The organism is Pseudoalteromonas sp. SR41-4 (assembly GCF_014163985.1).
Taxonomy (GTDB): Bacteria; Pseudomonadota; Gammaproteobacteria; order Enterobacterales; family Alteromonadaceae; genus Pseudoalteromonas; species Pseudoalteromonas rhizosphaerae.
Genome location: NZ_JACJEI010000003.1, coordinates 82950 through 104428 on the forward strand (window position 1 = coordinate 82950; position 21479 = coordinate 104428).

The window sequence follows — 21479 nt, forward strand, 5'->3', positions numbered from 1 at the left end:
AACTTTGTTCCTATTTTGTTTTGAGGCGGCTTGTCGAAAAATGTTGAATTTTTTGTTAACTTGCTTTAAACATACTTGAATTCGTGCTGAAAATAAGCGATAAAAGACACAAATAACCGTCAAGAGGTTTGACCAGATAAAAAATTATCAGCAAATCCTTGAATCACAGAATTATGCGCCGTAAACTACGCCGCAATCTGAAAATAACGCATTGGCGTTTTTAATAAAGGAAAGAAGAATGAGCGACATCCAAGAACGCGTAAAGAAAATCATCATTGAGCAACTAGGTGTTAAAGAAGAAGAAGTAAAGCATGAAGCTTCTTTCGTTGATGACTTAGGCGCAGATTCACTTGATACTGTTGAATTAGTAATGGCTCTTGAAGAAGAGTTCGATACTGAGATCCCAGATGAAGAAGCTGAAAAGATCACTACAGTACAAGCTGCAATCGATTACGTAACGGCTCACGCTGAGTAATCAATCGCATATTAAGGGCAGCGTTCGCTGCCCTTAATCTATCTATACCCTGTATTTCCACGCATTTGGGTATTAATACCCACCAGAAAAATAATAATTCCCTTATTGGAGGCAAACCGTGGCTAAACGTCGAGTCGTCGTAACTGGCTTAGGAATGTTGACGCCGCTAGGTAATGATGTTGAATCAACCTGGCAAGGCTTGTTAAATGGCAAAAGTGGTATCCAAACTATCACTCATTTTGATACATCTAGTTTTGGCACCAAGTTCGCTGGTTTGCTGAATGATTTTGATGCGTCAGCCTATATGCCGGCAAAAGATGCTAAAAAAATGGATTTGTTCATCCAGTATGGCATTGCAGCAGGTGTACAAGCACTACAAGATTCTGGCCTTGAGATCACAGAGCAAAACGCAGCCCGCGTTGGTGTTGCTGTGGGTTCGGGCATTGGTGGTTTAACACTTATTGAAGAAAACCACATAAAGTTATTAAACAGTGGCCCACGTAAGCTTTCTCCTTTTTACGTGCCGTCGACCATTATCAATATGATCTCTGGTCATTTATCGATTATGCACGGTCTACGTGGTCCAAATATCTCTATCGTGACAGCCTGTACAACAGGTTTACACAACATTGGTCACGCTGCGCGCATGATTGCTTATGGCGATGCTGATGCGATGGTTGCCGGTGGTGCAGAGAAAGCCTCAACGCCAATTGGTATGGGTGGTTTTAACGCTGCACGTGCGTTATCAACCCGAAACGATGATCCGCAAGCTGCATCACGTCCATGGGACAAAGACCGTGATGGCTTTGTACTTGCTGATGGTGCTGGTGTTATCGTACTTGAAGAATACGAGCATGCGAAAGCCCGAGGTGCAAAAATCTACTCTGAGTTGGTTGGTTTTGGTATGAGCGGTGACGCTTATCACATGACGTCGCCACCAGAAGATGGTGCCGGTGCAGCCTTGGCGATGGAAAATGCTTTAAACGATGCGCAAATCAATGCAGATCAAGTGGGTTATATTAATGCTCACGGTACATCGACTAACGCTGGCGATAAAGCAGAAACTTCTGCAGTTAAGTCAATTTTTGGTAATGCTGCCAAAGATGTGATGGTGAGTTCATCAAAATCTATGATGGGTCATTTACTCGGTGCAGCAGGCTCTGTTGAATCAATTATCACTATTTTGTCGTTACAAGATCAAAAAGTAACACCAACAATTAATCTTGATAACCCTGATGAAGGCTGTGATCTGGACTACGTTCCACACACGGCTCGTGATGCGAAACTTGATTACGCATTATGTAACTCATTTGGTTTTGGTGGTACTAATGGCTCGTTGGTATTTAAAAAGGTATAATCTTTTTTAACAACGAGACAAAATAAGAGCCCAGTTGTTACTGGGCTTTTTTATATGCAAAATATGCCAAAACAAAAAACTCACATAGCGCAAACAATAAAATTAGTCACGCCACAGCAAGGCGTTAGCATAAGTAGCAATGATCGCGGCTTTAATTATGGCGATGGCTTTTTTACAACTGCAAAAATAGTTGATGCTCAAGTAGAGCATTGGCCACTTCACAGTGCACGATTAGTTGAATGCGCGCAGCGACTTAGTTTTGGTGAGCTGGATTTATCGGCGCTGCAGCAAGCAATCGCTGAGTATATTAAGACGGTTTCGCTGGGCGTATTAAAAATAGTGGTTACACGTGGTGAAGGAGGGCGTGGTTATGGCCTTCCTGAACAAAGCAATTTATTGATTGTACTGTCGCTATTACCGTTTCCTTCACACTACGCTCAATTAGCACAACAAGGTATTAAACTCGCTATTAGCCCTGTGCAACTTGCATCGCAACCATTGCTTGCTGGTTTGAAAACGTTAAATCGTTTAGAGCAAGTAATGATCAAACGCGCCATGCAAGGGCAAGATTGTGATGATGTACTGGTGTGTGATTATCACAATAATGTGATTGAAACCTCTGCGGCAAATATTTTTGCTATTAAAAATGGTCGAGTTTTTAGTCCAAGTTTGCAAAACTGTGGCATTCAAGGGGTTTATCTGCAATCACTGTGTGATAAGTTAACCATTGAATTTGCTGATATTAAGCTAGAACAATTGCTGCAAATGGAGGCAGTATTTAGTTGTAATAGCTTAATGGGAATTGTGCCTGTTACTGCGATTGATGGTATGCAATTTGAGTTAGCAAATAGTTTAGTATTATTGCATGGTTTATTTACCAAGGAGTATGCGTGTTAAGAGTGATTATATCGATTGTGTTGCTAGCATTATTGGTAACTGGAGTTGGTTATCAACAGTTGCAAGCTACTATTAACAGTAGTTTAAAAGCGTCAGCGAATACGTTGTTTGAAGTTAAAAAAGGCACGGGGTTTAATCAACTCTGCCAACAGTGGCAAGCAAAAAAATGGTTAGATGGGTGCTTACGTTATCAGATACTCGCGAAACTCGATCCGACACTGACGGATTTAAAAGCTGGTTTATATCAACTTAATAACGCCACGGTGCTTGATAACATTCGGCAAATCAATCAAGGTAAACAAGTAAGCTTTAGTTTTACAATTATTGAAGGTCAGTCACTTCGTGACGTGTTAGCGGCAATAAGTAAAGCCCAGTATCTTCGTCAAGATTTAAGTCTTGGTGAGTTATCTCAGCAAATAGTCGGCTCTGAGCAGCATTTAGAAGGGTGGTTATTTCCTGATACCTATTATTATCATGCTAATGATACGACAAGCTCAGTGCTCAAACGAGCGCATAAAATAATGCAAAATGTACTTGATGAGGCTTGGCAAAACAGGGCTGCTGATTTACCGTTTAAAACGGCCTACGAAGCATTGATTATGGCCTCAATTATTGAAAAAGAAACAGGCCTTGCCAGCGAACGGCCATTAATAGCCTCTGTATTTACTAATAGACTAAATACAAAAATGCGCTTGCAAACTGATCCAACCGTGATTTATGGCATTGGTGCTGACTTTGATGGTGATATAAAACGTAAAGATTTAACTAATCATACTCCGTATAATACATATAAAATTAATGGCTTACCGCCTACGCCGATTGCTATGCCGTCAAAAGCGGCAATACTTGCAGCAGTCAATCCACCTGAGTCTGAGTACCTTTATTTTGTTGCCAAAGGCGATGGTAGCCATCAATTTTCTAAAACCTTAAAAGAACATAACAAAGCAGTACAAGATTACTTACGTTATCAAAAACAGTTAAGCAAATCAGAGTAAAGAATATAAAACGAGAAAGCCGATTAATGCTTTTTCAAACTAAAAAGAGAGATCATGACAGCAGCAAAATTTATTGTGATTGAAGGCTTAGAAGGGGCCGGTAAATCGACAGCTATAGCAATTTGCCAACAGTTTTTAGAGCAGCACAAAGTTGATTTTATTAATGTACGCGAGCCCGGCGGCACACCCATCGCTGAAGCACTGCGCACTATTGTAAAAGATCACCATGACGAACAGATTGCCAGCGAAACAGAATTACTGCTGATGTATGCAGCCCGTTCGCAACTGCTACATAATGTTATTCGTCCAGCACTTGCTAAAGGACAATGGGTATTAGGCGATCGTCACGATCTATCATCGCAGGCTTACCAAGGCGGCGGACGTGAAATTGCCGCTACTACGTTAGATTCTCTCGCCAATATTGTATTAAAAGGTTTAAAACCAGATCTGACCATTTATTTGGACATTGAACCTGCGGTGGGCCTTGCCCGTGCGAAAGGACGCGGTGAACTGGATCGTATAGAACAACAAGCATTGAGTTTTTTTGAACGTACCCGCGCACGCTATTTAGAACTCGCAAATAGTGATGACACTATTAAAACAGTTAATGCAGGTCAAAGTATGCAATTAGTACATCAAGATATTATTACCGTGCTTGAACAATTTATGAAAAGTAACAATTAACATGATTTATCCTTGGCTTAGCAATGTTGAGCAGCAATTAGCAGCCAGTTTTAATGCTGGGCGTTTTCACCATGGACAATTATTTAATGGTCAACAAGGTGTTGGTAAGCGCGCCTTAGTGGAGCAGCTGGCTAATGCATTATTGTGCTTGTCTGCAACTAACTTAGTCCCTTGTGGGCATTGTAAGAGCTGCCATTTAAATCAAGCGGTTACTCATCCTGACAAATATGTAGTGCAAGCTGATGGACAAAGCATTGGTGTGGATGATATTCGCAGTGTCAGCGATTTCATGCATCAATCAGCGGCGCAAAATGCCAATAAAGTGGTGGTGATCAATGATTGCCATAAAATGACCACCGCGGCGGCCAATGCCTTACTTAAAACGTTAGAAGAGCCTAGCCCGCAGCGATTTTTGTTACTAACAACGAGTGCGACAACGCAATTACCGGCCACTATTTTAAGTCGCTGCGCGCTTACACAAGTAAAAGTGAATGACGCCAATGTTGCTATGAATTGGATTTCCCAACTGCACGTTCCTGCATATCCATGGTTAAAAATGTTTACTCAGCAGCCATTATTGATTGCCCGTTGGCAACAAGATGAGCAGCTGGAGGTCATCGATGAATTGTATAAGTTTGCAACTGAGCTAAAACAAGGCCATAATTTCAGTGCGTTAGTTGATATTATCAGTAAAGATACAGAGCGTGTTCGCATCTTTTGTTTATTTTTAAGCGAACAATTAAAACAACAACTCATTGCTGGAATGGATTTTGATTCATATCAGAGTGCGCAAAATGCATTGGCCGAATTTGTGCAAAACAGTACACAGATATTAGGATTGAACTTGCCGTTGGCAGTGTCTCGTTTAGCGTATCGTTTACGTAAAAGCTATAAGTAGGATTATTGTGCAAGAATTATTAGTCGATTTAGATGATCTAGATGAATTATACCGCTGCTATATGCCGTATTTAAAAAATGGTGGACTATTTGTGCGCACTAATATGCGTTATGAGATGGGTCATTCATTGGCATTAAAAGTGACATTACCGGATGCGCTTGAAGATGATGTAATAACCGGAAAAGTTACATGGATCACGCCACAAGGCGCGCAAAGTTCTAACCCACCGGGCATTGGTATTAGTTTTATCGATGATAAAACTAACCTAAATGTGAAGATCGAAAAACTACTAGGGACTATGTTAAACTCTGGTAATCCAACTTATACCATGTAGTAAGCAGTAACATGATTGTAGATTCTCATTGCCATTTAGACCGACTCGATTTTGATAAACTCGATTTAAACTTAGACCAAGTACTTGATAGTGCACGGGCTAAACAAGTTGAACACTTTTTATGTGTGAGTGTCACACTTGATCAATTCCCTAGTATGCTAGAAAAAATTCAAGGCTATAGTGATGTCTCTGCCTCGTGTGGTGTTCACCCGCTTGATCAAAAAGACGCACTTGATAAACAACGCTTAATTGATTTAGCAAGCCACGATAAAGTAGTAGCAATTGGCGAAACAGGGCTTGATTACTATTATTCGAAAGACACCCATGCCGTGCAACAAGCAAGTTTTGTGGGTCATATTGAAGTGGCGAACGAGTTACAAAAACCACTTATAATTCATACTCGCGATGCGCGCGACGACACCATAAACTTAATGCGTGAACATAACGCACAAAAGTGTGGTGGTGTATTGCATTGCTTTACTGAAGATTGGGATATGGCTAAAAAAGCCATCGACTTAGGCTTTTATATTTCTATCTCTGGCATTGTGACCTTTAAAAATGCCGCAGAGCTTAAAGATGTTGTTAAACAAATCCCTCTTGATAGATTATTAATCGAAACAGACTCGCCTTATCTAGCGCCAGTACCGTATCGTGGGAAAACTAATCAGCCCGCTTATGTGCAAGATGTTGCTTATTACATTGCTGATTTAAAAGGTATTAGCTACAAAGAGCTAGCCAAAGCGACTACGGAAAACTTCTACTCATTGTTCAACTTAGTGAACAAAGGTTAATTAGCATATGAGCACAGCATCACTCCCTCTATTAATAATGGGGCCGATGGTGCGCCGAGCTGATGCTGCAGAGGTTTGCATACAGTTTGCAACGTCGGTAGCATCACAATTTAGTATTGAATTTGATGATATAGACGTTTTTAGTGAGCAACAGAGCATTGCTTTAGGTACTCATCTTTACTTGCACTTTGTGATCGTAAAACCGATTGCCGCAACATTGCCTGTTAATCAGCTGATCAGCTACCGCCTATTAAACAGCAACTTAGACGTTGATTTAAGTGATTTTTGTTATCAAGGAAAAGCCACCCCTGAATTTGTGATCCCGCAAAAACTTGAGCAGATTTTACATGGCTCATGCCGTAACCCACATCATCCTGCAAAAGATAGCTTAGTGGCTGCGAATGATTTTCAACAGCAAAATCGCAGTGTAAATCAAACCGGGGCGGATGTTTTACTGCTCTCTGGTGATCAAGTGTATGCCGATGATGTTGCTGGTGCGATGTTATTAGCAATTGAACGACTGATCAGCGTATTAGGAATATACCAAGAGCAACCACTGGCAATTGATTTACCTGCACAGTTAAGTGAACAACTTTATCAGCGCCACTTATATTTACCGACGGTCCCTTGGCAAAAACGCAATAAAATAGGGGTTGGCTATTGGCTAAAAAAAGATGAGCCACATTTTTCAAGCTTAAAAGCTGCAAATCACTTGATCTTTTTTGAAGAGTTTATAGCCCTTTATTTACTCAATTTTAGCCCGTTACTGTGGGACTTAATTGACTTTGATAGTATTAGCTATCAAGCAAGCTCGCCCAAATGCCAGCAAGTTTTTGATAATGAAAAAGCAGCTTTAACGGATTTTAAAAATGGCTTAGTACACGTTCAGGTGCTACTGGCAAATATTTCAACGTTAATGATGTTTGACGATCATGATGTTACCGATGATTGGAACTTGACGGCTGGTTGGGAGCAGGTTATTTACCAACATCCAGTTAGCCGCCGTATTGTTAATAATGGCTTGATCAGTTATTGGCTGATGCAAGGCTTTGGCAATGATGCAGGTCATAAAACAGCCGCTTTACTTGATGCGTTTAAGACGAGTTTTTCTGAGCAAAAACAATGGCAATTTAAAGCGTTTGATAAAACCATTCTCGAGTTTAATCATTGGCATTATGAGGTGAATACTGTGCCTAAAGTGGTCGTGCTGGATACCCGCACTCATCGTTGGCGTAATGAGCAAAACTTTAATGAGCCCTCTGGTCTACTTGATTGGGAGCGTCTCACTGAGCTCGAAGACAGTTTAGTGACTCATGAACAAGTGATCATTGTCTCACCCGCACCGGTGTTTGGCGTTAAATCAATTGAAGCTATTCAGTCATTGTTTAATATTTGCGGACAGCCATTATTAGTTGATGTTGAAAACTGGATGGCCCACGAAGGCTCAGCTAAAAAGTTACTGGATACCTTTCGCCGTGACGATACCCCTAAAGAAACGCTTATTTTATCGGGTGATGTACATTACTCATTCTGTTTTTCCGTACAGAAACGCTTTGGTAAGCACCCCAATAGAATTTGGCAACTTACTGCCAGTGGTATTAAAAATGAGTTTCCGCGTAAATTAATTAACGTGCTGGATAAGTTAGACTCGATTTTATACGCGCCGAAAAGCCCGTTAAACTTTTTTACAAAGCGTTGGCAGATGGAAGTCGATAAACATCAAACCATCGGGGAGGGGCAAAAATACTTGGTGAGTGATTCAGCGATTAGTTTGATTGAATTACAACAAGGAAAGCTGGCGCGTTATCAGTTACTCCATCCCGATAATCGCACCACAGAGTTTGATTTAAGCAATGATTAATTTAATGGTTTGCGCTGTTGTCTTACATAGTCGCTAACGTTACTTACTGTATCTAACCAATAACCGTTAGCAGGATCTTTCAGATAAACAAGCAATTGCTCGAGTACTTTTGCGTCAGTAGTATATTGATCTCCGTTACCAATTTCATGGCCCGCTAAAATCAACCAAGCATTATTTTCCCGTAATTGATCCAGCATGGTAATGATTTCATCAAAACTCATTCCGTCGATCCTAAGTCCTGTTAGCTGTGCAAAATCAGTAAAATTAGGATTATTAGCTGACTCATCTAACCAAGTTCGGCCGCTGTCAAAATGTTTAGCGATTAAAGGCACGTAGCTCTTAGTATCAATGCCCCGGCCAACAAATGTATTGCCGCACGGATAAGCAAAGGCGCGAGGGGTCACTCCTAAATGATCTTTTAGGTATTGCTGCGCTGATAAAATATCATTTTCAAGCCACTTGAGTGTAGTGTGTTCAAGTGATAAGTCTTGTGCTCTTAACCATTCAAAATTCCCTGTACATACGTGGCTGCTGGTATGATTTGCAATTTCATGGCCCGATTTTACCGCGTCTTGCCACTGAGTTAGGCGCTGCTTGACGTTAAAAGGGGAAACATAAAAAGTTGCTTTGACTTGGTGCCTGTTCAAAATCGCAGCGCCAACATCGACTTGGCTGTGACGGGCATCATCAAACGTGATACTCACAGCATTTTGCGCTTTATGCGGGTAATTAAAACCAAGGTATTTTTGCGACTCAGGATTGGCAATAACAGAGAATGACAGTACTGAAATAGTCATGATCAATGAAGATATTTTTAACATGGTAGTCCTTACACTTTCTTAGTCTATATATAGAAACAAGTTATGTGTAATAAAGCAATGATTACCTATGTGACTGAGACTGAATAAATTTCAAGACGATAGCTTATTTATAGACAAAAAAACGCCCAGAACGAATCCGCATTGTTCTGGGCTTAGGGGATGGCTCTAATGAGCCTGCGCTAACTTTAAAAACACCTTCTAAGTTCATTAAGGGAGAAGTAGAAAGTAATATTAAGTGTAGTTAACATATGTAAAAAAACCCAATAAATGATGATTTTTTATACTGCTTATAAAACAACTGTTTGTCTTAAAACGAAGCGCAAAGCTTAAATTTTATACATTGGTTGTTGCCAACTTATCCACACCTTATTATTATCACCAGCTGATCAGTTGAGTGTTTTGTACTAAATCTCGAGGTAAGGAGTTTTTAATTTTATTTTTTTGCCATTTTCCAAGCCCTATCGGACAGCCACAAAGGGTTAAAACCACTTCGCCAAGTGCGTTGCTAGGTTCGCTTAAACGAATATCTTTACCTTGAAAGTAGTCATTGGCCTGCTCGTTACTTAGTGCAATTACATTAGCCTTACATTGGCCACCAAATACGGTGGCAAATTCGTGGTTAAGACGCACCCCATTTTTGTGGATCATGCCGAGGTGGATACCAAGTCGCGCGTATTTTATTTTGTTTTCAATGGCGGCAAACTGCTCAGGGAATAGCCACAGTTCTTTATCGCGCTGCATTAGTGAGCCGCTGAGTGATGTCAGGTCAAATTGTTTTTTTAGCTCAGTGTAAAATGCTTGGCTGGATTTTTTGTCAAACGGCTGAAAAGGGAATGCACCTTTTTTTACTTTTTGATTTGGATTATCGCAGCTAGCAAGCTTTTTAAACTTAGCAATAAAAAAGCCTTCGCTGTCGAATGTTTGCGGCCAGACATGCAAATAGCCTTCGCTGGTTGTGGCTCGCTCTGCACCTGCAAACAAATGATCTAATGGTTGTATTTCAAGATGCTCTGCAAACTCAGTGAGAAGATATTCGCACACTTGCTGATTTTCGAGCGGGGTTAAAGTACAGGTTGAATAGACTAATGTACCGCCTGGTTTTAATGCATAGAAAGCGCTTTTTATTAAGTTTTTTTGCACTTTGGCAATATCAATGTTTGACTCAATTGACCAATTCTTTAAGGCATCAGCATCTTTTCGAACCGTACCTTCGCCAGAGCATGGGGCATCGAGTAAAATACTGTCAAAGCATTCATACATATAATCGCCAAAAATAACCCCATCAAAATGCGACAATGCACAATTGCCAACTCCCATACGCTTTAAGGTTGCGCTGAGTACTTTTAAACGAGATGACGACAGTTCATTGGCAACCAATACCCCGTGATTATTCATTAATGCTGCTAATTGAGAAGTTTTAGAGCCAGGAGCGGATGCCATGTCGAGCACATGAGTTGCATCAGTTAATGCGTCTTTAAGTGCTATTGGTGGCAGCATCGAACTGGCTTCTTGTACATACATAGCGCCACTTAAATGTAGATCCGTGTTACCCAGTGCCAGAGCTTGCTCTTCATGTTCACTGCGCTCTAACCAAAAACCTTCGCTACACCATGGGATTGGGCTTAATGTCCAGCCTCTATAAAGGGCATACTGCTGAAAATCCTCAACCGACATTTTAAGCGTATTGACACGTACAGATTTACGAAGCGGTCTGCGACAGGCATTGAGAAAGTCATCCAATGTTAGGTGTGCTGGTAAATAGGTCTTTACGTCATCTATAAAATGCTGGGGAATATAGGTATTGGCGTCCAAGGCAGTGCTCACAGAGAATTTTAAAGTTGTATTCTAGCATTATTAGTGGCTCAGAGCAGTGCCTTAAATAATCTTTTAAAGTATACAAACCTGTCGACACTTGGTGCATAAATGTGTGTTTTAAGTGTTTTTAAACATTATTTATTATACTTATGTCGACAATAGCCGTTTTTAAACGCAGTTTTTACTGATTTAGGGTTGACACATTTACAGCTAAAGACCATAGTGTATCCGTAAATTGTCGACAATCTTAGAAGGTGAACAATGACGCAAGATGCTTTTAGTGAAACACCTATTACTACCGCCTCAGATCAGGTATTTGTGGATATGCGTCGAGAAATTGTCGAAGGCAGTATTGTTCAAGGTAGCAAGATATCCGAGCCAGAACTGGCAAAGCGTTATGGTGTAAGCCGTGCAACGCTTCGTGAAGCGCTTAACCGCCTTGAAAGTTGTTATTTAGTTGAGCGTAAAGCGAATGTGGGTTGTCGTGTTGTGGCACTTACAGCTGAACGTTTAATAGAAGTATATCAAGTTCGCAGTGCGCTTGAAGGTTTAGCGTGTCGTTTAGCTGCCGACAATATGGCACCGGATGAAGTACAAAGTTTAAAGCAATTACTTAATCAGCATCTGAAAACACAACGTGTAAAAGAGGGTGAGTCTTACTATCAAGAAGCCGGCGATCTGGATTTTCATTATCGCATTATTAAAGGCAGTAAAAACGACCACCTTATTCACTTATTGAGTAACGGACTTTATCAGTTAATTCGTATGTATCGTGTGCAAATGGGCATGGTTGGGCCTCGCGTATCAAAAGCGTTTGATGAGCACTTAGCCATTATTAATGCGATTGAAAACCATGATGGGGAATTAGCTGAGTTATTGATGAAGCGCCATATCAGTGCATCGCAAGCCAATATACAAACGAAGTTTAATTTACATGCCGCGCAAAATGAGCGCGCGGAGCAGTAAAAACGTCATATTAAACCATTAAAAAATATAAGTTGTCATAAAGCAACCCCGTTCAAAGTTAGGAGAATGTAATGTCAGCAGGATTAAAATTTAAACAGGCGATTGCCAATAATCATCCATTACAAGTCGTCGGCACAATCAACGCTTACACGGCGATGATGGCTGAAAAAATGGGTCATCAAGCAATTTACCTTTCAGGTGCAGGTGTCGCGAATGCTTCATTTGGTATGCCTGATTTGGGGATGACCAGTCTTGATAATGTTTTGGAAGATATTCGCCGCATCACAGGTGCCAGCGATTTACCATTACTTGTTGATGCCGATACTGGTTGGGGTGGAGCATTTAATATTGCTCGCACAGTCAAAGAGATGACCAAAGCCGGCGCGGCGGGGTTTCATATTGAAGATCAAGTAGCGCAAAAGCGGTGCGGCCATCGCCCGAACAAAGAAATTGTCTCGCAAAGCGAGATGGTTGACCGTATTAAAGCGGCTGTTGATGCTAAAACTGACAGTGACTTTTACATTATGGCGCGTACTGATGCGTTTCAAAAAGAAGGCTTAAATGCCGCGATTGAACGTGCAGCAGCCTGTGTTGAAGCTGGCGCCGATGCGATTTTTGCAGAAGCCGTACACGATCTTGCCGACTATCAAGCCTTTACCAAAGCGATTAATGTGCCTATTTTGGCCAACATTACTGAGTTTGGCCAAACGCCAATTTATACTAAAGAGCAACTAAGTGATGTAGGCGTAGAAATGGTGCTTTACCCACTCAGCGCGTTCAGAGCAATGAATAAAGCGGCACTTAACGTCTATTCAGCAATTTTAAATGAAGGGTCTCAACAGAGCCAAATTGAAAATATGCAAACACGTGCTGAGCTTTATGACTTTTTAGATTATCACTCGTATGAAAATACACTCGATAACCTTTTTTCAGCAAAATCTGATAAATAATAATAAATTCAACAGGAGACACATCATGGTAGATAAAGCATTAGGCGGCGCAGGACTTCGCGGACAAGTAGCAGGCCAAACAGCACTTTGTACAGTAGGGCAAACCGGTTCAGGCTTAACGTATTGTGGTTACGACATTGCAGAGCTTGCTGAAAAAGCGCAGTTTGAAGAAGTATCTTTCCTGCTTTCGCGCGGTGAATTACCGACCTCTGCAGAGCTTAGCGAATACAAAGCTAAACTAAAAAGTTTACGTGGTTTACCACCGGCACTGAAAACTGTACTTGAAAACATTCCAAAAGACGCGCACCCAATGGATGTTATGCGTACAGGTTGCTCTATGCTAGGTAACCTTGAAATGGAGCATGATTTTAGTCAGGCTAATGATGCCATTGACCGTATGGTTGCGGTATTCCCAAGCATTATTTGTTACTGGTATCGTTTTACTCACGACGGTGTGCGTATTGAAACACAAACTGATGATGACTCAGTTGGCGCGCATTTCTTAACGCTACTACATGATAAAGCGCCATCAGAGTTATTTGCTCAAGTGATGAATGTATCGTTGATTTTATATGCAGAGCATGAATTTAATGCCTCAACCTTTACTGGTCGCGTTTGTGCATCGACATTATCTGACATTCACTCTTGTGTAACAGGTGCTATTGGTACGTTACGTGGCCCATTACATGGCGGCGCGAATGAAGCGGCAATGGATATGATTGAAGGCTTTAAAGATGCAGACCATGCAGAGCAAGAAATCATGGGCATGCTGGAGCGTAAAGATAAAATTATGGGCTTTGGTCACGCAATCTATCGCGAATCAGATCCACGTAATGTGATCATTAAAAAGTGGTCTGAAAAACTCGCTGCAGAGCTAGGTGACGAGGTACTTTATCCAGTATCAGTGCGCTGCGAAGAAATTATGTGGCGTGAGAAGAAGTTATTTTGTAACGCAGACTTTTTCCATGCATCGGCGTATCACTTTATGGGCATTCCAACTAAGTTATTCACCCCTATTTTTGTTATGAGCCGTGTAACAGGCTGGACCGCACACGTAAAAGAGCAACGCGCTAATAACCGTATTATTCGCCCAAGTGCAGATTACACTGGGCCAGAAGCGCGTAGTTATACGCCAATCGAATCACGTTAAGACTATTAAAGGTGGGCGAAAATACGCTCACCTTTTATTTTTTTGCACATTGCCACTAGCGCATAGTTTTTAAGGCCTCTTTTTTCATACATCCCTTAAACACGCTATACGTGTGCGACCACCGTCACCAAATTAGCGAGTCTTGTAATGACTATCATAAACAATACTAAATACAGAAAACCCTTACCTAACTCTAATGTCGATTATTTTGACACCCAAGCTGCAATTGATGAAATTAAGGCTGGTGCGTACGCAGCCTTACCCTATACATCACGTGTTTTAGCAGAGAATTTAGTACGCCGCTGCGAGCCGCAAATGCTAACCGCAGCTCTGTCGCAGCTTATCGAACGCAAACAAGATTTAGATTTCCCTTGGTATCCCGCGCGCGTAGTCTGTCACGATATTTTGGGACAAACAGCACTGGTTGATTTAGCTGGCTTGCGTGATGCCATTGCAGCCAAAGGCGGCGATCCAGCTAAAGTTAACCCAGTAGTACCAACACAGTTGATTGTTGATCACTCATTAGCCGTTGAATACGCAGGGTTTGATCCTGATGCATTTGAAAAAAACCGCGCTATTGAAGATAGACGCAACGATGACCGTTTCCACTTTATTAATTGGACCAAAACTGCGTTTAAAAATATTGATGTGATCCCACCTGGTAACGGCATTATGCATCAAATCAACCTTGAGAAAATGTCGCCGGTGATCCAAAGCCGCGATGGGATTGCTTTTCCTGATACCTTAGTCGGTACTGATAGCCACACACCGCATGTTGATGCGTTAGGTGTCATTGCAGTAGGTGTTGGCGGCCTTGAAGCTGAAAGCGTGATGCTTGGCCGCGCCTCTTATATGCGTTTGCCTGATATTATTGGTGTTGAACTCAGTGGCAAACGTCAACCGGGTATTACAGCAACGGATATCGTGCTTGCGATCACTGAGTTTTTACGTGGCCAGCGTGTCGTATCAAGCTATTTAGAGTTTTATGGTGAAGGCGCAGATGCATTGACATTAGGCGATCGCGCTACTATCTCAAATATGACACCAGAATTTGGTGCCACCGCAGCGATGTTTTATATCGACCAGATGACCATTGATTACTTACGCCTAACAGGACGTGAAGAAGAGCAAATTGCCTTAGTTGAAAATTACGCAAAAACTACCGGTCTGTGGAGCGACAGCCTAAAAACAGCGCAGTACGATCGGGTATTAAAATTTGATCTATCAAGCGTTGGCCGCAATATTGCTGGACCGTCAAATCCGCATCGCCGTGTTTCAACCAGTGATTTGGCAGCGCAGGGGATCTCTGGGGTTGTTGAAAATGAAGACGGTTTAATGCCGGACGGTGCCTGTATTATTGCTGCTATCACTAGTTGTACGAATACCAGTAATCCACGTAACGTCATAGCAGCTGGTCTTATTGCGCGTAATGCAAATGCGAAGGGCTTAACTCGCAAGCCATGGGTTAAAACCTCATTAGCACCGGGTTCAAAAACAGTGCAATCGTATCTTGAAGATGCAAAATTACTGTCAGAATTAGAGCAACTTGGTTTTGGTATTGTTGGCTTTGCGTGCACTACGTGCAACGGTATGAGTGGTGCGCTTGATCCCGTTATTCAACAAGAAGTGATTGATCGCGACCTATACGCCACGGCTGTGCTCTCTGGTAATCGTAATTTTGATGGCCGTATTCACCCATACGCTAAGCAAGCATTTTTAGCGTCTCCGCCATTAGTAGTTGCCTATGCTATTGCAGGAACTATTCGTTTTGATATTGAAAAAGACGTACTCGGACAAGACCAGCAGGGCAATGATGTAACCTTAAAAGATATTTGGCCATCAGATGAAGAGATTGACGCAGTGATTAAACAAAGCGTAAAACCTGAGCAGTATAAGAAGGTTTACGAGCCGATGTTTAATTTAACCGTTGATTACGGTGAAGATAACGACCCACTTTACGATTGGCGCCCACAAAGTACTTATATTCGCCGCCCGCCATATTGGGAAGGCGCACTCGCTGGTGAGCGTACCATGAAAGGTATGCGCGCATTAGCGGTACTTGGCGATAACATCACAACTGATCATTTATCACCGTCAAATGCAATTATGGCCAGTAGTGCAGCAGGTGAGTACTTAACGCATATGGGTGTGCCAGAAGAAGACTTTAACTCGTACGCAACGCACCGCGGCGACCATTTAACTGCGCAACGTGCAACCTTTGCTAATCCTAAATTACTTAATGAAATGGTGATTGAAAATGGCGAAGTGAAACAAGGCTCATATGCCCGTATTGAGCCTGAGGGCACAGTTACTCGGATGTGGGAAGCAATCGAAACCTATATGCAGCGCAAACAACCATTAATTATTGTTGCAGGAGCTGACTATGGCCAAGGTTCTTCTCGTGATTGGGCAGCCAAAGGCGTGCGTTTAGCAGGCGTTGAAGTTATTGCTGCAGAAGGTTTTGAGCGTATACACCGTACTAACTTAATTGGTATGGGTGTATTACCACTGGAATTTAAAGCGGGCACCACCCGTAAAACGCTTAAGCTAGATGGTAGTGAAAGTTACGATGTAACTGGTGAATTAACACCAGGTGCGAGCGTTAATTTAACGATTACCCGCACTGATGGTGAAGTATTAAATGTGCCAACAAAGTGCCGTATTGATACTCAAGAAGAACTATCCATTTATGCTGCAGGTGGCGTATTACAACGCTTTGCTCAAGACTTTTTAGAAGCCACGCAAAGTGTATAAGGAAAACAGTCATGACATTTAAACCACAAATTAAAGTACCTGCCACCTACATGCGCGGTGGCACTAGTAAAGGGGTATTCTTTAATCTCAGCGATTTACCAGAGGCTGCACAAGTGGCAGGTTCTGGGCGAGATAATTTATTGCTGCGAGTGATTGGTAGCCCAGATCCATATGGCAAACAAACCGATGGTATGGGGGGGGCTACTTCTAGTACCAGTAAAACCGTTATTTTAAGTAAAAGTGAGCAAGCTGATCACGATGTTGATTACTTATTTGGCCAAGTTGCTATTGATAAAGCGTTTGTTGATTGGAGCGGGAACTGCGGCAATTTAACCTCTGCAGTTGGCGCATTTGCAATTAGTAATGGTCTTGTTGATGCTAGCCGTATTCCAGAAAACGGTATGGCTATAGTGCGAGTTTGGCAAGCTAATATTAAAAAAAGCATTTTAGTGCATGTGCCAATGACTAACGGTGAAGTACAAGAAACGGGTGACTTTGAACTCGACGGGGTGACATTTCCCGCCGCTGAGGTGAAATTAGAGTTCATTGATCCAGCGGATGGCGATGGTGCGCTATTTCCAACAGGCAATGTGGTAGATGAACTAGCAGTCCCTGAGTTTGGTGTACTTAGAGCCACTATGATCAACGCGGGTATCCCTACTATTTTTGTTAATGCAGCAGATATCGGCTATACCGGCACTGAACTTCAAGATGATATAAATAATGACGAACAAGCATTAGCTAAGCTTGAGTCTATTAGAGCGCATGGGGCAGTTAAAATGGGCTTGATCGCTCATATTAGTGAGGCGGCAGCGCGTCAACATACACCAAAAGTGGCATTTATTAATAAACCGATGACATATCTAGCTTCAAGCGGTAAAGAAATTCACAGTGATAATATCAACCTACTGGTACGTGCCATGTCGATGGGGAAACTTCATCATGCCATGATGGGTACTGCCGCTGTTGCAATCGGCACCGCAGCTGCGATAGCAGGATCGCTCGTTAATCTTGCAGCTGGTGGCGGTCAGTTGAGCGAAGTTAACTTTGGTCATCCGTCAGGTACATTAACTGTAGGCGCGCAAGCGATACTTCAAAACGGTAAGTGGCAGGTTACCAAGGCCAGTATGAGTCGCAGTGCTCGTGTGCTAATGGAAGGCGTTGTCCGAGTACCTGAGGTCAATTAATTAGTGAAATAAAACTAAAAGTGGCAGTCAGGCCACTTTTACATCCATATTTATGTGAAAAAATGTAAACAGCATTGCGTCAAATTGTATTCTTTGGTTGATATTTCCCCTAAAGTTAGTCCCTCAATGAGTTTCAAAAAAAAACAGTGTTTTTTTAATTCTTTGTTTTTAAATGTTTTTTATTTTATTTCTTTTAACTTGTGTTAAAAATGGCAGTGCTAGTTAGATGCATATTTACAGGTGTAATTAAAATTACATTTTTTTATAAATTGTCATATATTGGTGGTAAGTTGATAACATGTAATAATAATGTGGTTAATTACGTTAATTTGATACGGTTTTATACATAATTTTAACTTAAATGACTGTTGATATTAATATAGGCTACGATTTCAGTAATGCTATTTGCTAACAAGCACCCTAGGAGATTTTCATGGCGAAAAGAATAATTAAATTTACCCCAATTGCAGCCTCGGTTGCATTGACTCTCGGCCTGACCGGTTGTGGCTCAGAAAATGATAATAACTATAACAAGCCTGAACCAGTTACAGTATACAAAGGCGAAGTCAGCACTAATTTTAATACCCAAGTATCGGGGAAAGCTGTAAAAGGCGCGTTAAAAAATGCCAAAGTGACAGTATCTACTGTTGATGATGCGGGGGAATCTGTCCCAGTAGCTTATCGTTTAGAGGCTGCATCTGATGCAAGCTATACTGCAGAATCGACAACTTCACAAGCAGACGCTGATGCCAAAGCATTGGCATTGGTTGCGGCAGCTAATCCAACAGAGACAATGACGTCAACCAGTGGTGCCTATAATATTTATCTAGAAGACGGCTTTTCGGGTCCGCTTTATATTACGGTGAGTACGTCGAAAGAAGATGACAGCATGGTCAAGTGTGATTCATTTACCGGTTGTGGCAGCTATGATGAAACCCCAGCAGCATCTGAAGTCGCTGGGATGATCAATAATGGCGATGCCGCGATTGATTTTGGCGAATGGTACAAAGATGATCTTGAATTACAAGTTGTTAAGTTTATTAAAGCTTCACCAGCACCAGCAAGTGCTCGTGGTATTAATTTCGCGGAGGGTGATGGTACTGGTGTGCAGCAGTACTTTGCTAATGTGACTTTATATACGAGTATCGCAGCAAAAATGTTGTTAGACGGTGCTAAAGATGGTTCAGCAGTCTCAGATGAAGCAGTTGCAGCGGCAAGTTTAAAAACATTAATTCAAGTATTAGGGCCTGATACAGCAATTAAAGCCGCTTCTTTACTTGGTGATATTTCTCTTGGTGGTGCGGTTGATTTCAGTGATATTGGCGAAGGTGATTCACTGGATGCAGGTACTTTGGCGTTAGTTCAAACTGCCGTTTCATTGCAGTCTGTCGCGGGGGCGGGTGCCAATGGCTCATTAAAAGACCTGATTGCAAGTCTATCTGCAGCTGTTAAAGAAGGCAAAGTAAGCAACAGTGACAATGAAATTGTCCAGAAGATTGCAGCTGAGTTACAAAAAGCAGTTGAGAATACCAGCCTTATTTTTGCCGCAGTAGTTACAGGTGAAGGTATTGATGAAGCATTTGCTAAAGTTGCTGAAAACTTAGGTATTACCGATCCTGATGAAATTGCAAAACTCAAAAATAAAGCCACCAAAGCTGTTGAAGATGTGCAAGCAAAAGCAAAAGATAAAGGGCTTGATAAAGATTTAAAAGAAACCGCAAAAGAAGTTAAAAAAGCATTAGAGAAAATTGGCTGTGAAGATAACTGTGATGCTGGTGATGATCTAACAGCTAAAGTAGCGGCTGAGTTAGAATTACAAGTTACTGCAACAACTGCTACATTAACTATGTCTACCGACTCAATCGCTGTTGGTACTGCTGAATTGACAAAAGTGAAAACGTTGGGTGATGCTGGTTTAGAAACAACCGAGCAGGTTTTGGCTTACAGTGCTGATGTGTTTACGTTATCAGGGAGCAAGGCGGAATATAGCCAGTTACAAGTAGAGCTTTCTGCTGCACTTGCTTCAACACAAGGGATTGCAACAACCGCCGCAAGTTTAGGCGAGCAATATCAACAATTAGTTGATAAAGCAAACTCGTTAAGTAGCGCTGTTGCAACCCAACTCGCAGCGGTTTCAACTTTAATTACGGGGATTGATGCTGAGGTGGTTCGCTCTAATGAGGCTGTGACTGCATTAGGCATCGATATCGACGTTGCAAAAAGCAATGTGACTATCGCAAGCAATAACCTAGATGCTGCTGATTCTGCGGCAATGATTGCGCAAAGTGATTTAGCAACAGCTATGATTGCAGTTGCCGCTGCAGCGATTGACAACAAAGCTAATGCAGAACTTGCTTTGTCATCCGCTCAAGCTGCAATTACCGTGGCTACAGCGACTAGTGCAAAAGCAGCCGAACTCGCTAATGCGGCAGTACAAGCTGAGGTTGCTGCTGCTGCATTAATGGATATTGCCGCTGAAGCGAGTGATAAAGAGATTGCTACAAATTTATCTGCAGAAGCTAAACTCAGTGCTACATTAGCCACAAGCGTTAGCAACGAAGCAGATACTGCTTTGAGCAGTGCAACCTCACTTGAATCTGATGCCCAAGCAGCAATTGCAACATTTACAGTATTAGTTGATGTTAAAGCAGGCACTGAGAGTATTCGAAATGCAACTTTGGTAACGAAAACAGGCGGTCGGGCATTATTTGATACTGCCGAAGTTATTTATGATGTGCTAACAGAAGCTTGGGACTTAGGAGATGAAGCCACTGGTGTTGTTTCTACACGATATCCTAATTGGACGTATAGCTTTGATAAAGATGCATTAGAGCTAAATCTTGTTAATAGTGAAAATGGCGATAAGATCAACGTTAATGGTTCTATCAATAATAAAGCAATTGTATTTGCGTTTGGCGGTATGATTGAAACAGTTGATGGTGCAAAAGTTAGTATTGAAACACTTGATGATATGGGTGAGGCTTTACAGAATTGTATCGACGCTAACAGTGGGACTATTCCTAAAGATCTATCAGATTCTTGTTTAGTAATTAACTTTGAAGAGGAAGTTTCAAGCGATACGGCTGTTGATGGAAATGTGTTATCAGTAGATGGCTGGAGTCGTGTTGAAATAGTTGACGGTGATTCAGGATTTATTGGTACATTAAGCATATCTGGCGCAGATGTAACAGAGCTTGGCATGATCAGCGCAACAGGTGTTACAGGTGATATTGATTTCACTGCGATGTTATCTGTTGATTGGGCAAATGAAAATGATAATTATGCCGTTGATATCGAGTTACATAATAGTATTGGCTATACACTATCTTTGATGGCAGAAGAGGGTGAGGACTTTATGGGTAGCGTAAATGCTAACTTCGCAGGTGCGATGATGAAGTTTGGTACAGTAACAGAGATCACAAATGGTATTTCTGTAGAGTATATTGATGGTGAAGTTATCGATTACACTGATATTAGTTTTTTAGATTCATCGAAGTAACGTAAAAATAAGAGGGAGAGTCGTTCTCCCTCTTAAATAATAACA

Annotated in this window: 17 protein-coding genes; 15 read left to right on the forward strand and 2 right to left on the reverse strand. The window is 41.6% G+C overall.

What is annotated here, in order from left to right; all coding sequences use genetic code 11:
* Positions 1 to 238 precede the first annotated feature (238 nt).
* From acpP to H5180_RS03460, 9 genes are all read left to right on the forward strand, one after another.
* Positions 239 to 475, forward strand: coding sequence for an acyl carrier protein (acpP, locus tag H5180_RS03420; protein ID WP_016707440.1), 237 nt, complete (start codon positions 239 to 241; stop codon positions 473 to 475).
* 118 nt (positions 476 to 593) lie between these two features.
* On the forward strand, positions 594 to 1832 hold the full coding sequence (fabF, locus tag H5180_RS03425; RefSeq protein ID WP_149982366.1) for a beta-ketoacyl-ACP synthase II: 1239 nt from the start codon (positions 594 to 596) through the stop codon (positions 1830 to 1832).
* A gap of 54 nt (positions 1833 to 1886) precedes the next feature.
* Entirely contained in the window at positions 1887 to 2729 is an 843-nt protein-coding gene (gene pabC / locus H5180_RS03430; RefSeq protein ID WP_259399529.1) for an aminodeoxychorismate lyase, read from the forward strand.
* Complete coding sequence (gene mltG, locus H5180_RS03435) at positions 2723 to 3724, forward strand: endolytic transglycosylase MltG (protein WP_182757673.1); 1002 nt, start codon at positions 2723 to 2725, stop codon at positions 3722 to 3724. The genes pabC and mltG overlap by 7 nt, the downstream gene beginning before the upstream one ends.
* Positions 3725 to 3778: 54 nt before the next feature.
* On the forward strand, positions 3779 to 4408 hold the full coding sequence (tmk, locus tag H5180_RS03440) for a dTMP kinase (protein WP_182757674.1): 630 nt from the start codon (positions 3779 to 3781) through the stop codon (positions 4406 to 4408).
* Position 4409: 1 nt separating this feature from the next.
* The gene (holB, locus tag H5180_RS03445; protein ID WP_182757675.1) at positions 4410 to 5306 is read left to right on the forward strand and encodes a DNA polymerase III subunit delta'; all 897 of its coding nucleotides are present in this window, start codon (positions 4410 to 4412) and stop codon (positions 5304 to 5306) included.
* Between the two features lie 7 nt (positions 5307 to 5313).
* Positions 5314 to 5640 carry a PilZ domain-containing protein gene (locus tag H5180_RS03450; protein WP_145233592.1) on the forward strand — a complete coding sequence of 109 codons (327 nt, stop codon included), beginning with the start codon at positions 5314 to 5316 and terminating at the stop codon, positions 5638 to 5640.
* A gap of 11 nt (positions 5641 to 5651) precedes the next feature.
* On the forward strand, positions 5652 to 6431 hold the full coding sequence (locus H5180_RS03455) for a TatD family hydrolase (RefSeq protein WP_182757676.1): 780 nt from the start codon (positions 5652 to 5654) through the stop codon (positions 6429 to 6431).
* A 7-nt stretch (positions 6432 to 6438) separates the two neighbouring features.
* Positions 6439 to 8292 carry a metallophosphatase gene (locus H5180_RS03460; RefSeq protein ID WP_182757677.1) on the forward strand — a complete coding sequence of 618 codons (1854 nt, stop codon included), beginning with the start codon at positions 6439 to 6441 and terminating at the stop codon, positions 8290 to 8292.
* On the opposite strand, the gene H5180_RS03465 is transcribed toward H5180_RS03460, so the two are convergent.
* Together H5180_RS03465 and rsmF are read right to left on the reverse strand one after the other, a co-directional pair.
* Positions 8289 to 9113, reverse strand: a complete 825-nt coding sequence (locus H5180_RS03465) for a polysaccharide deacetylase family protein (protein WP_182731435.1) — start codon at positions 9111 to 9113, stop codon at positions 8289 to 8291. The two genes, H5180_RS03460 and H5180_RS03465, sit on opposite strands and share 4 nt — an antisense overlap.
* 375 nt (positions 9114 to 9488) lie before the next feature.
* Positions 9489 to 10925 (reverse strand): 16S rRNA (cytosine(1407)-C(5))-methyltransferase RsmF, encoded by a 1437-nt coding sequence (gene rsmF, locus H5180_RS03470; protein WP_182757729.1) that lies wholly within the window; start codon positions 10923 to 10925, stop codon positions 9489 to 9491.
* Positions 10926 to 11189: 264 nt separating this feature from the next.
* On the opposite strand from rsmF, the gene H5180_RS03475 reads away from it, so the two are divergent.
* The 6 genes from H5180_RS03475 to H5180_RS03500 all read left to right on the forward strand — a co-directional run bounded on the left by H5180_RS03475 (position 11190) and on the right by H5180_RS03500 (position 21434).
* Entirely contained in the window at positions 11190 to 11894 is a 705-nt protein-coding gene (locus H5180_RS03475; protein WP_145233596.1) for a GntR family transcriptional regulator, read from the forward strand.
* Positions 11895 to 11965: 71 nt separating this feature from the next.
* Entirely contained in the window at positions 11966 to 12844 is an 879-nt protein-coding gene (gene prpB, locus H5180_RS03480) for a methylisocitrate lyase (protein ID WP_145233598.1), read from the forward strand.
* 25 nt (positions 12845 to 12869) lie between these two features.
* A complete protein-coding gene (gene prpC / locus H5180_RS03485; RefSeq protein WP_145233600.1) occupies positions 12870 to 13994 on the forward strand; it encodes a 2-methylcitrate synthase in 1125 nt (374 codons plus the stop codon).
* A 147-nt stretch (positions 13995 to 14141) separates the two neighbouring features.
* The gene (acnD, locus tag H5180_RS03490) at positions 14142 to 16748 is read left to right on the forward strand and encodes a Fe/S-dependent 2-methylisocitrate dehydratase AcnD (RefSeq protein ID WP_182734856.1); all 2607 of its coding nucleotides are present in this window, start codon (positions 14142 to 14144) and stop codon (positions 16746 to 16748) included.
* An 11-nt stretch (positions 16749 to 16759) separates the two neighbouring features.
* Positions 16760 to 17935 carry a 2-methylaconitate cis-trans isomerase PrpF gene (prpF, locus tag H5180_RS03495; protein ID WP_145233606.1) on the forward strand — a complete coding sequence of 392 codons (1176 nt, stop codon included), beginning with the start codon at positions 16760 to 16762 and terminating at the stop codon, positions 17933 to 17935.
* A gap of 433 nt (positions 17936 to 18368) precedes the next feature.
* On the forward strand, positions 18369 to 21434 hold the full coding sequence (locus tag H5180_RS03500; RefSeq protein ID WP_145233607.1) for a hypothetical protein: 3066 nt from the start codon (positions 18369 to 18371) through the stop codon (positions 21432 to 21434).
* Positions 21435 to 21479 lie beyond the last annotated feature (45 nt).

Bases quoted from the DNA above. Each gene is read 5' to 3' on its own strand.
- acpP (WP_016707440.1), top strand. From the start codon at position 239: ATGAGCGACATCCAAGAACGCGTAAAGAAAATCATCATTGAGCAACTA.
- pabC (WP_259399529.1), top strand. From the start codon at position 1,887: ATGCAAAATATGCCAAAACAAAAAACTCACATAGCGCAAACAATAAAA.
- prpC (WP_145233600.1), top strand. From the start codon at position 12,870: ATGGTAGATAAAGCATTAGGCGGCGCAGGACTTCGCGGACAAGTAGCA.
- holB (WP_182757675.1), top strand. From the start codon at position 4,410: ATGATTTATCCTTGGCTTAGCAATGTTGAGCAGCAATTAGCAGCCAGT.
- H5180_RS03500 (WP_145233607.1), top strand. From the start codon at position 18,369: ATGGCGAAAAGAATAATTAAATTTACCCCAATTGCAGCCTCGGTTGCA.
- H5180_RS03465 (WP_182731435.1), bottom strand. From the start codon at position 9,113: ATGTTAAAAATATCTTCATTGATCATGACTATTTCAGTACTGTCATTC.
- acnD (WP_182734856.1), top strand. From the start codon at position 14,142: ATGACTATCATAAACAATACTAAATACAGAAAACCCTTACCTAACTCT.
- prpB (WP_145233598.1), top strand. From the start codon at position 11,966: ATGTCAGCAGGATTAAAATTTAAACAGGCGATTGCCAATAATCATCCA.
- H5180_RS03460 (WP_182757677.1), top strand. From the start codon at position 6,439: ATGAGCACAGCATCACTCCCTCTATTAATAATGGGGCCGATGGTGCGC.
- tmk (WP_182757674.1), top strand. From the start codon at position 3,779: ATGACAGCAGCAAAATTTATTGTGATTGAAGGCTTAGAAGGGGCCGGT.
- prpF (WP_145233606.1), top strand. From the start codon at position 16,760: ATGACATTTAAACCACAAATTAAAGTACCTGCCACCTACATGCGCGGT.
- H5180_RS03475 (WP_145233596.1), top strand. From the start codon at position 11,190: ATGACGCAAGATGCTTTTAGTGAAACACCTATTACTACCGCCTCAGAT.
- H5180_RS03455 (WP_182757676.1), top strand. From the start codon at position 5,652: ATGATTGTAGATTCTCATTGCCATTTAGACCGACTCGATTTTGATAAA.